The organism is Pseudomonas sp. D3 (assembly GCF_029320995.1).
Lineage (GTDB): Bacteria > Pseudomonadota > Gammaproteobacteria > Pseudomonadales > Pseudomonadaceae > Aquipseudomonas > Aquipseudomonas paraveronii.
In genome coordinates, this window is record NZ_CP119772.1 from 2,063,559 (window position 1) to 2,076,600 (window position 13,042).

The 13,042-nt window shown below is 61.7% G+C and carries 10 protein-coding genes; 6 read left to right on the forward strand and 4 right to left on the reverse strand.

All coding sequences use genetic code 11. The features are described from left to right. The first annotated feature begins 5 nt into the window (after positions 1–5). Positions 6–1,520, forward strand: coding sequence for an ABC transporter substrate-binding protein (locus P3S72_RS09490; protein ID WP_276197121.1), 1,515 nt, complete (start codon positions 6–8; stop codon positions 1,518–1,520). Positions 1,521–1,650: 130 nt separating this feature from the next. Here the strand turns inward: P3S72_RS09490 and P3S72_RS09495 are convergent, their stop codons facing one another. The 4 genes from P3S72_RS09495 to P3S72_RS09510 all read right to left on the reverse strand — a co-directional run bounded on the left by P3S72_RS09495 (position 1,651) and on the right by P3S72_RS09510 (position 5,347). Further along, positions 1,651–2,391, reverse strand: a complete 741-nt coding sequence (locus P3S72_RS09495; protein ID WP_128192170.1) for a YciK family oxidoreductase — start codon at positions 2,389–2,391, stop codon at positions 1,651–1,653. A gap of 187 nt (positions 2,392–2,578) precedes the next feature. Continuing rightward, the gene (gene mupP / locus P3S72_RS09500) at positions 2,579–3,250 is read right to left on the reverse strand and encodes an N-acetylmuramic acid 6-phosphate phosphatase MupP (protein WP_276197122.1); all 672 of its coding nucleotides are present in this window, start codon (positions 3,248–3,250) and stop codon (positions 2,579–2,581) included. A gap of 4 nt (positions 3,251–3,254) precedes the next feature. Further along, positions 3,255–3,953, reverse strand: a complete 699-nt coding sequence (gene ubiG, locus P3S72_RS09505; protein ID WP_276197123.1) for a bifunctional 2-polyprenyl-6-hydroxyphenol methylase/3-demethylubiquinol 3-O-methyltransferase UbiG — start codon at positions 3,951–3,953, stop codon at positions 3,255–3,257. A gap of 62 nt (positions 3,954–4,015) precedes the next feature. Then, complete coding sequence (locus tag P3S72_RS09510; RefSeq protein ID WP_276197124.1) at positions 4,016–5,347, reverse strand: TRZ/ATZ family hydrolase; 1,332 nt, start codon at positions 5,345–5,347, stop codon at positions 4,016–4,018. Between the two features lie 109 nt (positions 5,348–5,456). Between P3S72_RS09510 and mtnA the strand changes: the two genes are divergently transcribed. The 5 genes from mtnA to hisC all read left to right on the forward strand — a co-directional run bounded on the left by mtnA (position 5,457) and on the right by hisC (position 13,023). Next, positions 5,457–6,533 carry an S-methyl-5-thioribose-1-phosphate isomerase gene (gene mtnA / locus P3S72_RS09515; RefSeq protein ID WP_276197125.1) on the forward strand — a complete coding sequence of 359 codons (1,077 nt, stop codon included), beginning with the start codon at positions 5,457–5,459 and terminating at the stop codon, positions 6,531–6,533. A 423-nt stretch (positions 6,534–6,956) separates the two neighbouring features. Then, positions 6,957–9,611, forward strand: coding sequence for a DNA gyrase subunit A (gene gyrA / locus P3S72_RS09520; protein WP_276197126.1), 2,655 nt, complete (start codon positions 6,957–6,959; stop codon positions 9,609–9,611). Positions 9,612–9,721: 110 nt separating this feature from the next. Next, positions 9,722–10,807: a 3-phosphoserine/phosphohydroxythreonine transaminase gene (gene serC / locus P3S72_RS09525; protein WP_276197127.1), complete on the forward strand. Its 1,086-nt coding sequence runs from the start codon at positions 9,722–9,724 to the stop codon at positions 10,805–10,807. Next, a complete protein-coding gene (gene pheA, locus P3S72_RS09530; protein ID WP_247403410.1) occupies positions 10,807–11,901 on the forward strand; it encodes a prephenate dehydratase in 1,095 nt (364 codons plus the stop codon). Before serC ends, pheA begins: the two co-directional genes overlap by 1 nt. Before the next feature lie 9 nt (positions 11,902–11,910). Continuing rightward, the gene (hisC, locus tag P3S72_RS09535) at positions 11,911–13,023 is read left to right on the forward strand and encodes a histidinol-phosphate transaminase (protein ID WP_276197128.1); all 1,113 of its coding nucleotides are present in this window, start codon (positions 11,911–11,913) and stop codon (positions 13,021–13,023) included. Positions 13,024–13,042: the final 19 nt, after the last annotated feature.

Consider the following 13,042-nt stretch of genomic DNA (forward strand, 5'->3'; position numbering starts at 1 on the left):
ATGACATGCAATCACACCACTTGAAGTTGCTCGCCGCCGCGACATTGACCGCCTGGTCGCTGACCGCCGGTCTTGCCCAGGCCGCCGGTGTCCTCACCATCGGTTGCCGTGAAGACAGCACCACGTTCGACCCGATCAAAAGCGCGCAAAACCGCGACACCTGGGTATTTGCCAACGTCTACGACACCCTGGTACGCGTGGATAACCTGGGCACCAAGATGGAGCCGGGGCTGGCAGAAAACTGGGAGATTTCCAAGGACGGCCTGACCTACACCTTCAAGCTGCGTGCGGCGAAGTTCTCGGATGGCACGCCGATCACGGCAGAGGATGCGGCGTTCAGCCTGTTGCGCATCCGCGACAACAAGGCCTCGCTGTGGAGCGACCCATTCAGCCTGATCGACACGGCCAAGGCCGCCGACCCGCAGACCCTGGTGGTGACGCTGAAGACCCCGGCGGTGGCCTTCCTCTCGCAACTGGCGTCGCCGACGGTGTCGATCCTGTCGGAAAAGGCCATGACCAAAATGGGCGAAGACGCCTACGCGCAAAACCCGGTGACCTCCGGTGCGTTCACCGTGGACGAATGGCGCAAGGGCGATCGGGTGATCCTGAAGAAAAACCCGAACTTCTGGCAGGCCAAGAACGTCAGCCTGGATGGCGTGGAGTGGGTCTCGGTGACCGACGACAACACGCGCATGCGCATGGTGCAGAACAACGAACTGGACACGGCGATCTTCGTGCCGTTCTCGCGGGTTGAAGAGCTGAAAAAAGACAAAAACGTGGTGATCCATTCCGACCCGTCCACCCGTGAAGATCACCTGTTGATCAACCATGAGCACGGCCTGCTGGCCAAACCGGAAGTTCGCCAGGCGCTGGACATGGCCATCGATAAACAATCGCTGGTGAAGACGGCCACTTACGGTCAAGGCACCGTGGCCTATTCCTACATCCCCAAAGGCTCGCTGTACCACTACGCCAACAACCTGCAACGCCCGTATGACCCAACCGCCGCGAAGAAACTGCTGGCCGATGCCGGTGCCAAGGACTTGAAGCTGAACTACGTGGTCAACGCTGGCAACGAAGCCGACGAGCAGATTGCGGTGATCATCAAGGACCAGTTGGCCAAGGTCGGCGTGACGGCCAACCTGCAGAAAGTCGACCCGACCCAAAGCTGGCAGATGCTGGTGGACGGTGAGTACGATATTTCGGTGATGTACTGGACCAACGACATCCTCGACCCGGACCAGAAGACCACCTTCGTACTGGGCCACGACACCAACCAGAACTACATGACCCGCTACAAGAACGACAAGGTCAAGGCGTTGGTGACGGCGGCGCGTATCGAGGCCGACCCGGCCAAGCGTGAGCAGATGTATGTCGAACTGCAGAAACTGGCGAAACAGGATGTGAACTGGATCGACCTGTACTACAGCCCGTACATCAACATCTCACGCAAGAATGTGAGCAACTTCCTGCAAAACCCGCTGGGCCGTTTCACCCTCGAGGACGTGGTGAAAAACTAAAGAACACTGCTAAATAAATGTGGGAGGGGGCTTGCCCCCGATAGCGGTGGGTCAGTCACAGATACAGTGACTGACACCCTGCCATCGGGGGCAAGCCCCCTCCCACATTTTATTCCGGTTGTGTCAGCGGTTACTGCGCGTCGAACGCCTGTCCGTTGATCCCGGTACTGTCCGGCCCCATCAGGTACAAGTACACCGGCATGATGTCTTCCGGCGCCGGGTTGTCGGCCGGGTTTTCCCCCGGATAGGCCTGGGCCCGCATGCTGGTGCGCGTGGCGCCGGGGTTGATGCTGTTGGCCCTTACCGGCGCAACGGTGTCGAGCTCGTCAGCCAGGGTTTGCATCAGGCCTTCGGTGGCGAATTTCGACACGCCATAGGCCCCCCAATACGCCCGGCCCTTGCGCCCGACGCTGCTGGAGGTGAATACCACCGAGGCGTCCTGGGACAGCTTGAGCAGCGGCAACAGCGTGCTGGTCAGCATGAACATCGCGTTGACGTTGATGTGCATCACCCGCATGAAGTTCTCACCGGACAGCTGCTCGATCGGCGTGCGTGGGCCGATGATCGAGGCGTTGTGCAGCAGGCCGTCGAGGTGGCCGAACTCCTTTTCGATCATCGCCGCCAGCTCATCGTACTGATGGGGCAGGGCCGTCTCCAGGTTGAACGGGATCACCACGGGTTGCGGGTGGCCGGCGGCTTCGATCTCGTCGTACACCTGGGCCAGGTTGGCTTCGGTCTTGCCCAGCAACAGCACGGTCGCGCCATGGGCGGCATAGGTTTTCGCCGCCGCCGCGCCAATCCCGCGACCGGCACCGGTCACCAGGATGACGCGGCCTTTTAGCAGTTCGGGACGTGCAGAGTAATCAAACATAAATAGCCTCGACAAAATTCAGTAGGTGACCAACACGGAGCTGGAAAACACTGAAGATCCCCTGTGGGAGGGGGCTTGCTCCCGATTGCGGTGGTTCAGTCAATGAATGTGTTGAATGACACACTGCAATCGGGAGCAAGCCCCCTCCCACATTGGATCTTCATAGGTCAGCAAGACCGGTAGACCATCAGCAACTGCACAGCGCGTTATCCAGCACCTTGCGCAATTCCAGCGGGTGGTCCACCACCACATCCGCGCCCCAGTGACGCGGGTTGTCGTCCGGGTGGATGTAGCCATAGGTGACCGCCGCCGTGCGGGTTCCGGCGTCGCGGCCGGACTCGATGTCGCGCAGGTCATCGCCGACAAACAGCACGCTGGCCGGGTCCAGGTTGAGCATCTGGCACGCCAGGATCAGCGGCTCCGGGTGCGGCTTGCTGTGTGTCACATGGTCCGGGCAGATCAGCAGTGCCGAGCGCTCGGCCAGGCCCAACTGCTGCATGATCGGCTCGGCAAAACGCAGCGGTTTGTTGGTGACCACGCCCCAGATCAGCTTGGACTTTTCGATGTCTTCCAGCAGCTCGGCCATGCCGTCGAACAGCACGCTGTGGATCGCGCAGCCCTTGAGATAGCGCTCGAGGAACTCCAGGCGCAGTTCTTCAAAACCTGGGGATTCGGGGTCCATCGAGAACGTCACGGCGACCATCGCCCGTGCGCCGCCGGAGATTTCATCGCGGATATGCTGGTCGTTGATCGGTGCCAGGTTGCGGTCGGCGCGCATGGCCTGGCAGATGGCGATAAAGTCCGGCGCGGTGTCCAGCAGGGTACCGTCCATGTCGAAGAGAACCGCTCGCAACTTCACAGGCTTACTCCTCGCGCAGGGTCTGGATCATGTAGTTGACGTCGACGTCGCTGGCCAGCTTGTAGTGCTTGGTCAGCGGGTTGTAGGTCAGGCCGATGATGTCCTTGACGGTCAGCCCGGCCTGACGGCTCCAGGCACCCAGCTCGGACGGGCGAATGAATTTCTTGAAGTCGTGGGTGCCGCGCGGCAGCAGCTTCATGATGTATTCGGCGCCGATGATCGCGAACAGGTAGGCTTTGGGGTTGCGGTTGATGGTGGAGAAGAACACCTGGCCGCCGGGCTTGACCATGCGGAAGCAGGCGCGGATCACCGAAGACGGGTCCGGCACGTGTTCGAGCATTTCCAGGCAGGTGATCACGTCGAACTGCTCGGGCATCTCCTCGGCCAGGGCTTCGGCGGTGATCTGGCGGTATTCGACACTCACCCCGGATTCCAGCTGATGCAACTGGGCCACGGCCAACGGCGCTTCGCCCATGTCGATGCCCATCACGGTAGCGCCGCGCTGAGCCATGGCTTCGCTGAGGATGCCGCCGCCGCAACCGACGTCCAGCACCTTCTTGCCGGCCAGGTTGATGCGCTCATCAATCCAGTTGACCCGCAGCGGGTTGATGTCGTGCAGGGGTTTGAACTCGCTTTCGCGGTCCCACCAGCGGTGGGCCAGGGCTTCGAATTTGGCGATTTCGGCGTGGTCGACGTTGCTCATGGTGGTTCCTCTAAATCTGATAAATCGGTTTGTCGGCCCTGAACACGGGTTCAGGACCGGCGTTATTCGCGGTGCCCGCTGATGCGCTGGCCCCAGGCAATGGCCGTGGCGGTCAACTGTTGTTCATCCATGCGGGTCAATTGCCGGTTGTCGAGCAACTGCTTGCCGGCGACCCAAAGGTGTTTCACGCAATCGCGTCCGGTGGCATATATAAGCTGTGAGACCGGATCGTAGATCGGTTGTTGCGCCAACCCTGAAAGATCAAAGGCGACGATATCGGCCGCTTTGCCGACCTCCAGCGAGCCAATCTCGCTCTCCTGGCCCATGGCACGGGCACCGTTGAGCGTCGCCATGCGCAAGGCGCGGTGGGCATCCAGGGCGGTAGCCGAGCCGGCGACGGCCTTGGCCAGCATCGCCGCGGTGCGGGTTTCGCCCAGCAGGTCGAGGTCATTATTGCTGGCGCCGCCGTCGGTGCCGATGGCCACATTGACGCCAGCCTGCCACAGACGCTCCACCGGGCAGAAGCCGCTGGCCAGTTTCAGGTTCGATTCCGGGCAATGGATGACGCTGGTGTTGCTTTCTACCAGCAAAGCCAGGTCGTCCTCGCTGATTTGGGTCATGTGAACGGCCTGGAAGCGTGGGCCCAGCAGGCCGAGGCGACCGAGGCGCGCCAACGGGCGTTCGCCGGTCCGCTCGACAGCCTGTTGTACCTCAAGCGCGGTTTCGTGCACATGCATATGGATCGCGGCGTCCAGCTCCTCGGCGATCACCCGGATCTTTTCCAGGTTGGCATCGCTCACGGTGTAGGGCGCGTGGGGGCCGAAGGTGATCTTGATGCGCGGGTGATGCTTGAGGTCGCCGAACAGCTCGATGCCCTGGCGAATCGCCTCATCGGCGGTGCTGGCGCCGGGAATCGGGAAGTCGAGGATCGGAATGGCGATCTGCGCGCGCATCCCGCTGTTGTGGACGCAGTCACTGGCAATCTTGGGGTAGAAGTACATGTCCGAGAAGCAGGTAATGCCACCCTTGAGCTGTTCGGCGATGGCCAGGTCGGTGCCGTCGCGCACGAAGGCTTCATCGACCCACTTGGCCTCTGCGGGCCAGATGTGCTTTTCCAGCCAGGTCATCAGCGGCAGGTCATCGGCCATTCCGCGAAACAGGCTCATCGCCGCGTGGCAGTGGGCGTTGATCAGGCCGGGGCTGAGCAGCATGCCCGGCAGCTCGCGCACTTCGCCGGCGGAAAGTTTCAACGCCGCGGCCCGTGGGCCGATAAAGGCAATGCGCCCATCGCGGATGCCCAGGCCATGCTCTTTGAGCACCACGCCGGCGGGTTCGACAGGTACCAGCCACGTCGGCAGTAGCAATAAGTCGAGCGGGGCGGCAGTGGAGGTCATCGCAGGCTTCTTCCCGGGCAGCTATAAAAGAAGGGCGAAGTATACCCGAGCGTCCTGGCTGGCGGATCGCTATAATCGGCGGCTTTTGTTCATGAGTGCGGGGTGAGGGATGCGCGATCGACTGTTGGCTGCGGAGAAAGTGAAGGCCATCGATTGGCGCGATGGCGCACTGCACCTGCTCGACCAGCGTGTTTTGCCGTCCCGGGAAAGCTGGGTGATCTGCACCACGGTCGAGGAGGTGGCCACGGCGATTCGTTCGATGGTCGTGCGCGGCGCCTCGGCCATCGGCATCAGTGCAGCCTACGGCCTGGTACTCGCCGCCCGCGAACGGATCGCCGAAGGCGGCGATTGGCAGGCCGCATGGGAAGAAGACTACGCACTTCTGGCCGATACTCGCCCGACCGCTGCGAACCTGTTCTGGGCCCTCAAACGCATGCGCGACCGCCTGGACCGCCTCAAGAAACACGCCAATCCGCTGGCTATGCTGGAAGCCGAAGCGATTGCGATCCATGAAAGCGACCGCGAAGCCAACCTCGTCATGGCCCAGTTGGGCGTCGAGCGGATTCGCAAGCACCAGGGCAACGCTCAGGCGATCCTGACCCACGGCAACGCCGGCGCCCTGGCGACGGGAGGGTTCGGTACGGCCCTCGGGGTGATTCGTGCTGCCTTTCTGGAGGGATTGGTCGAGCAGGTCTACGCCAACGAAACCCGGCCCTGGCTGCAAGGTTCGCGGCTGACCGCCTGGGAACTGTCGGGCGAGGGCATCCCTGTCACGGTCAACGCTGACTCGGCGGGCGCGCATATCCTCAAGACCAAGGGCGTGACCTGGGTGATCGTCGGCGCCGACTGCATTGCGGCCAATGGTGATGTGATCGGCAAGATCGGCACCTATCAATTGGCGGTGTGCGCCATGCACCATGGCGTGCGTTTCATGGTGGTGGCGCCGAGTTCGACCCTGGACCTGATGATGGCTGCGGGCGACGACGTGGCCCTGGAAGAGCGCGATGCGGGCGAGTTGCTGGAAGTCGCCGGCCAGCGCTTCGCCGCCGATGTGAATGCCTTCAACCCGGTATTTGACGTGACCCCGGCCGACTTGATCGATGTGATCGTGACTGAAAAGGGCATTGTCGAACGGCCGGACACCGCCAAAATCGCCCAGTTGATGTGCCGTAAGCGGCTGCATTGAGGGCGTTGGTGCCTGCCAGATTGCTATCGGGGGCATGCCCCTTCCACATTTTGACGGTGTTCACAATTGGAGTGTGGGAGGGCGCTTGCTGCCGATTGGCGTTAAAAGGCCATAAATCCTTCGGATCTGCACCGCAAAAACAGCACCACCCTAGCTCTGAGGCCCTCTCGTCGTCCTCAAGCCTGTCATCCGTCAACTTACTACGCTCCATGCCCGTCAGGGGGATAGGTGCGTGGCGGCGATTGTGATAACATCCGGCGGTTTCCAGGGCCGCCCCGAGGGGCTGCCCTTAACGTGCAGATCCGTGTCATAACTCGTTGATTTGTCGTAAGTCGTTGCCAGGCACCATGCCGGCAGCGGCGAGCTTCGTTCGTCCCATATGGATGTGACGAGGTTTCACCCGAAAAAGGAATCAGGCTTCTCATGGGCGAACTGGCCAAAGAAATCCTCCCGGTCAATATCGAAGACGAGCTGAAACAGTCCTACCTCGACTACGCGATGAGCGTAATTGTCGGTCGGGCACTGCCTGATGCGCGCGATGGCTTGAAGCCCGTGCACCGGCGTGTGCTGTTCGCGATGAGCGAGCTGGGTAACGACTGGAACAAGCCGTACAAGAAATCTGCCCGTGTTGTCGGTGACGTGATCGGTAAGTATCACCCTCACGGCGACACTGCGGTGTACGACACCATCGTTCGGATGGCCCAGCCGTTTTCCCTGCGCTACCTGCTGGTAGACGGCCAGGGCAACTTCGGTTCTGTCGACGGCGACAACGCCGCGGCCATGCGATACACCGAAGTGCGCATGACCAAGCTGGCGCACGAACTGCTGGCCGACCTGCACAAAGAAACCGTGGACTGGGTGCCGAACTACGACGGCACCGAAATGATCCCGGCGGTCATGCCGACCCGGATTCCCAACCTGCTGGTCAACGGCTCCAGCGGTATCGCCGTGGGCATGGCCACCAACATCCCGCCGCACAACCTCGGTGAAGTCATCGACGGTTGCCTGGCCCTCATCGACAACCCTGAGTTGACCATCGATGAGCTGATGCAATACATCCCCGGTCCGGACTTCCCGACCGCCGCGATCATTAACGGTCGCGCCGGCATCATCGAAGCCTATCGCACCGGTCGTGGCCGCATTTACATGCGCGCCCGCTCGATGATCGAAGACATTGACAAGGTCGGTGGCCGTCAGCAAATCGTCATCACCGAACTCCCTTACCAGTTGAACAAGGCGCGTCTGATCGAGAAGATCGCCGAGCTGGTCAAGGAGAAGAAGCTCGAAGGCATCACCGAGCTGCGCGACGAGTCCGACAAGGACGGTATGCGCGTCGTGATCGAGCTGCGTCGTGGCGAAGTGCCTGAGGTGATCCTCAACAACCTTTACGCCCAGACCCAGCTGCAAAGCGTGTTTGGTATCAACGTCGTGGCCCTGATCGACGGTCGCCCGCGCATCCTGAACCTCAAGGATCTGCTGGAAGCCTTCGTCCGTCACCGTCGCGAAGTCGTGACCCGCCGTACCGTATTCGAACTGCGCAAGGCCCGCGAGCGCGGCCACATCCTGGAAGGCCAGGCGGTTGCGCTGTCGAACATCGACCCGGTCATCGCCCTGATCAAGGCTTCGCCGACCCCGTCGGAAGCCAAAGAAGCGCTGATCAAGATGCCGTGGGAATCCAGCGCCGTCGTGGCGATGGTTGAACGTGCCGGCGCCGATTCCTGCCGTCCCGAGACCCTGGACCCGCAATACGGTCTGCGCGAGGGCAAGTATTTCCTATCGCCGGAACAGGCCCAGGCCATCCTGGAACTGCGCCTGCACCGCCTGACCGGTCTGGAGCACGAGAAGCTGCTGGCCGAGTACCAGGAGATCCTCAACCAGATCGGCGAGCTGATCCGCATCCTCAACAGCGCCGTGCGCCTGATGGAAGTGATCCGCGAAGAACTGGAAGTGATCCGCGCCGAATACGGCGACGTGCGCCGCACCGAAATACTCGATGCCCGTCTCGACCTGACCCTGGGTGACATGATCCCGGAAGAAGAGCGCGTCGTGACCATCTCCCACGGTGGCTACGCCAAGACCCAGCCATTGGCTGCGTACCAGGCCCAGCGTCGTGGCGGTAAAGGTAAATCGGCTACCGGCGTGAAGGATGAGGACTACATTGCTCACCTGCTGGTCGCCAACAGCCACACCACGCTGCTGCTGTTCTCCAGCAAGGGCAAGGTGTACTGGCTGAAAACCTACGAAATCCCGGAAGCCTCCCGCGCCGCCCGTGGTCGTCCGTTGGTCAACCTGCTGCCGCTGGACAGTGATGAATACATCACCACCATGCTGCCGGTCGATGAATACACCGAAGGTCACTTCATCTTCATGGCCACCGCCAAGGGCACCGTGAAGAAGACCCCGCTGGAATCCTTCAGCCGTCAACGCAGCGTGGGCCTGATCGCCCTGGAGCTGGATGAAGGCGACGTACTGATCTCCGCGGCCATCACTGATGGCGAGCGTGAAGTCATGCTGTTCTCCGATGGCGGCAAAGTGACGCGCTTCAAAGAGTCCGACGTGCGAGCCATGGGCCGTACCGCCCGCGGTGTGCGCGGCATGCGTCTGCCGGAAGGACAGAAGCTGATTTCCATGTTGATCCCGGAAGAAGGCAGTCAGATCCTCACCGCTTCGGCGCGTGGTTATGGCAAGCGTACTGCCATCGGCGAGTTCCCGGAGTACAAGCGTGGCGGCCAGGGTGTTATCGCCATGGTCAGCAACGATCGCAACGGCCGTCTGGTTGGCGCGGTCCAGGTGCTCGATGGCGAGGAGATCATGCTGATTTCCGACCAGGGCACCCTGGTGCGTACCCGTGTCGCCGAAGTGTCGAGCCTGGGTCGTAACACCCAGGGCGTGACGCTGATCAAGCTGGCCAGCGACGAGACGCTGGTAGGTTTGGAACGCGTTCAGGAACCGTCGGAAGTCGAAGGCGAAGAACTGGAAGGCGAGGGATTTGACGGCGAGGTGATCGCAACCGGCGATGACAACGTCGACGAACCGACCCTCGACGCTGCCGCAGACGAAGAAGAACCGCAGGAATAAGCGGACAAGCAGGGGGCGGATGAAGATTCGCCCCCTTGTTGTTTGTCCCTTGTGAAAGTATTAAAAACCGATTTATTGCACCACCCCACCAGATCAGAGTGAGATTGGATGTGAGCAAGAGAGCCTATAACTTCTGTGCCGGTCCCGCGGCGCTTCCTGAAGCAGTCCTGCAGCGCGCGCAGGGTGAACTCCTCGATTGGCATGGAAAAGGCCTCTCTGTGATGGAAATGAGCCATCGCAGTGATGAGTTCGTGTCCATCGCCACCAAGGCCGAGCAGGACCTGCGCGACTTGCTGGACATCCCCTCCGACTACAAGGTGCTCTTCCTGCAGGGCGGCGCGAGCCAGCAGTTCGCCCAGTTGCCGCTGAACCTGCTGCCGGAAGACGGCACCGCCGATTACATCGACACCGGTATCTGGTCGCAGAAAGCCATCGAAGAAGCCGCGCGCTACGGCAACGTCAACATCGCCGGTACCGCCAAGCCTTACGATTACTTCGCGATTCCAGGTCAGAACGAGTGGAAGCTGTCGAAGGATGCGGCCTACGTACACTACGTGGCCAACGAAACCATCGGCGGCCTGGAATTCGACTGGGTGCCTGAAGTGGGTGATGTGCCGCTGGTGTGCGACATGTCCTCGGACATTCTCTCGCGGCCGATCGATGTGTCCCGCTACGGCATGATCTACGCCGGCGCGCAGAAGAACATCGGCCCGAGCGGCGTCGTGGTCAACATTGTCCGTGAAGACCTGCTGGGTCGCGCCCGCTCGCTGTGCCCGACCATGCTCAACTACAAGGTCGCGGCCGATAACGGCTCGATGTACAACACGCCGCCGGCGTTTGCCTGGTACCTCTCGGGCCTGGTGTTCGAGTGGCTCAAGGAGCAGGGCGGTGTTGCTGCCATGGGCAAGCTCAACGAAGTGAAGAAGCGCACCCTGTACGACTTCATCGACGCCAGCGGCCTGTACAGCAACCCGATCAACCTGACCGACCGCTCGTGGATGAACGTACCGTTCCGCCTGGCCGATGACCGCCTGGACAAGCCGTTCCTGGTGGGTGCAGAGGCGCGTGGCCTGCTGAACCTCAAGGGTCACCGTTCGGTGGGCGGCATGCGCGCCTCCATCTATAACGCTGTCGATATCAGCGCCATCAACGCGTTGGTGGCCTACATGGCAGCGTTCGAAAAGGAACACGGCTAATGTCTGAGCAAGAACTCAAGGCCCTGCGCGTGCGCATTGACAGCCTGGACGAGAAAGTCCTGGAGCTGATCAGTGAGCGCGCGCGCTGCGCCCAGGAAGTGGCGCGGGTGAAGATGGCGTCCCTGGCGGAAGGCGAAGTGCCGGTGTTCTACCGTCCGGAGCGTGAAGCCCAGGTGCTCAAACGCGTGATGGAGCGCAACAAGGGGCCGTTGGGCAACGAAGAGATGGCGCGGTTGTTTCGTGAAATCATGTCTTCCTGCCTGGCGCTGGAGCAGCCGCTGAAAGTGGCTTACCTCGGCCCGGAAGGCACCTTCACCCAGGCGGCGGCCATGAAGCACTTCGGTCACGCGGTGATCAGCAAGCCGATGGCGGCGATCGACGAAGTGTTCCGTGAAGTGGCGGCCGGTGCGGTGAACTTTGGCGTGGTGCCGGTGGAAAACTCCACCGAAGGCGCGGTCAACCACACCCTGGACAGCTTCCTTGAGCACGACATGGTGATCTGCGGCGAAGTCGAGCTGCGCATCCACCACCACTTGCTGGTGGGTGAAAACACCAAGACCGACAGCATCAGCCGCATCTACTCCCACGCCCAGTCCCTGGCCCAGTGCCGCAAGTGGCTGGATGCGCATTACCCGAATGTCGAGCGCGTGGCGGTGTCCAGCAACGCCGAGGCGGCCAAGCGGGTCAAGGGTGAGTGGAACTCGGCGGCGATTGCCGGCGATATGGCTGCGGGCCTGTATGGCCTGACGCGCCTGGCCGAGAAAATCGAGGACCGCCCGGACAACTCCACGCGCTTCTTGATGATCGGCAGCCAGGAAGTGCCGCCCACTGGCGACGACAAGACCTCGATCATCGTCTCCATGAGCAACAAGCCCGGCGCGCTGCATGAACTGCTGGTGCCGTTCCACGACAACGGGATCGACCTGACGCGCATCGAGACTCGTCCTTCGCGCAGCGGTAAATGGACCTACGTGTTTTTTATCGACTTCGTCGGCCATCACCGCGACCCGCTGGTCAAAAGCGTGCTCGAGAAAATCAGTCAGGAAGCCGTGGCACTCAAGGTGCTGGGCTCTTACCCGAAAGCGGTTTTGTGAGGCGTTAACATGAGTGGCAACTTCCTCGCCCTGGCGCAGCCGGGCGTGCAACAACTGTCGCCTTACGTGCCAGGCAAGCCTGTGGACGAGCTGGCGCGTGAGTTGAACCTGGACCCGTCGAAGATCGTCAAGTTGGCCAGTAACGAGAACCCGCTGGGCCCAAGCCCCAAGGTGCTGGCGGCGATTCGTGAAGAGCTGGCCGAGCTGACCCGTTATCCGGATGGTAATGGCTTTGCACTCAAGTCCCTGCTGGCGCAAAAGTGTCGGGTCGAGCTGAATCAGGTGACCCTGGGCAATGGCTCCAACGACATTCTTGAGTTGGTCGGCCGTGCTTATCTGGCGCCGGGCCTGAACGCCGTGTTCAGCGAGCACGCGTTTGCGGTCTACCCGATCGTCACCCAAGCCGTCGGTGCCGAAGCGCGGGTGATTCCTGCCAAGGACTGGGGCCACGACCTGCCGGCCATGCTGGCGGCGATCGATGCGCAGACCCGTGTCGTCTTTATCGCCAACCCGAATAACCCGACCGGCACCTGGTTTGATGCGCAGGCATTGAACGACTTCCTGCAGGATGTGCCGGAGCATGTGCTGGTGGTGCTGGACGAGGCCTACATCGAGTACGCCGAAGGCAGCGACATGCCCGACGGCCTGGATTTCCTCGCGGCCTACCCGAACCTGCTGGTTTCGCGCACGTTCTCCAAGGCTTATGGCCTGGCATCGCTGCGCGTCGGCTACGGCCTGTCGACGGCGGTGGTGGCCGATGTGCTCAACCGTGTGCGCCAACCGTTCAACGTCAACAGCCTCGCCCTGGCGGCGGCCTGTGCGGCGTTGCAGGATGCCGAGTACCTGGAAGAAGGGCGTCGCATCAACGAAAGCGGCATGCTGCAGTTGCAGGCCGGCTTTGGTGATCTGGGCCTGGGCTGGATTCCGTCCAAGGGCAACTTCATCTGCGTCGATCTCGGCCAGGTGGCGGCCCCGGTGTTCCAGGGCTTGCTGCGCGAAGGTGTGATCGTGCGTCCGGTGGCCAACTACGGCATGCCGAACCACCTGCGCATCACCGTCGGTCTGCCGGCTGAGAACAGTCGCTTCCTGGAGGCGCTGGCCAAGGTTCTGGCTCGTGGTTGATGTCACTGCATTGCAACCT

Coding starts and splice junctions, on each gene's coding strand:
- P3S72_RS09495 (WP_128192170.1), bottom strand. CDS start 2,391: ATGTTTGATTACTCTGCACGTCCCGAACTGCTAAAAGGCCGCGTCATC.
- P3S72_RS09510 (WP_276197124.1), bottom strand. CDS start 5,347: ATGACCTCCACTGCCGCCCCGCTCGACTTATTGCTACTGCCGACGTGG.
- P3S72_RS09490 (WP_276197121.1), top strand. CDS start 6: ATGCAATCACACCACTTGAAGTTGCTCGCCGCCGCGACATTGACCGCC.
- pheA (WP_247403410.1), top strand. CDS start 10,807: ATGTCTGAGCAAGAACTCAAGGCCCTGCGCGTGCGCATTGACAGCCTG.
- ubiG (WP_276197123.1), bottom strand. CDS start 3,953: ATGAGCAACGTCGACCACGCCGAAATCGCCAAATTCGAAGCCCTGGCC.
- gyrA (WP_276197126.1), top strand. CDS start 6,957: ATGGGCGAACTGGCCAAAGAAATCCTCCCGGTCAATATCGAAGACGAG.
- mtnA (WP_276197125.1), top strand. CDS start 5,457: ATGCGCGATCGACTGTTGGCTGCGGAGAAAGTGAAGGCCATCGATTGG.
- hisC (WP_276197128.1), top strand. CDS start 11,911: ATGAGTGGCAACTTCCTCGCCCTGGCGCAGCCGGGCGTGCAACAACTG.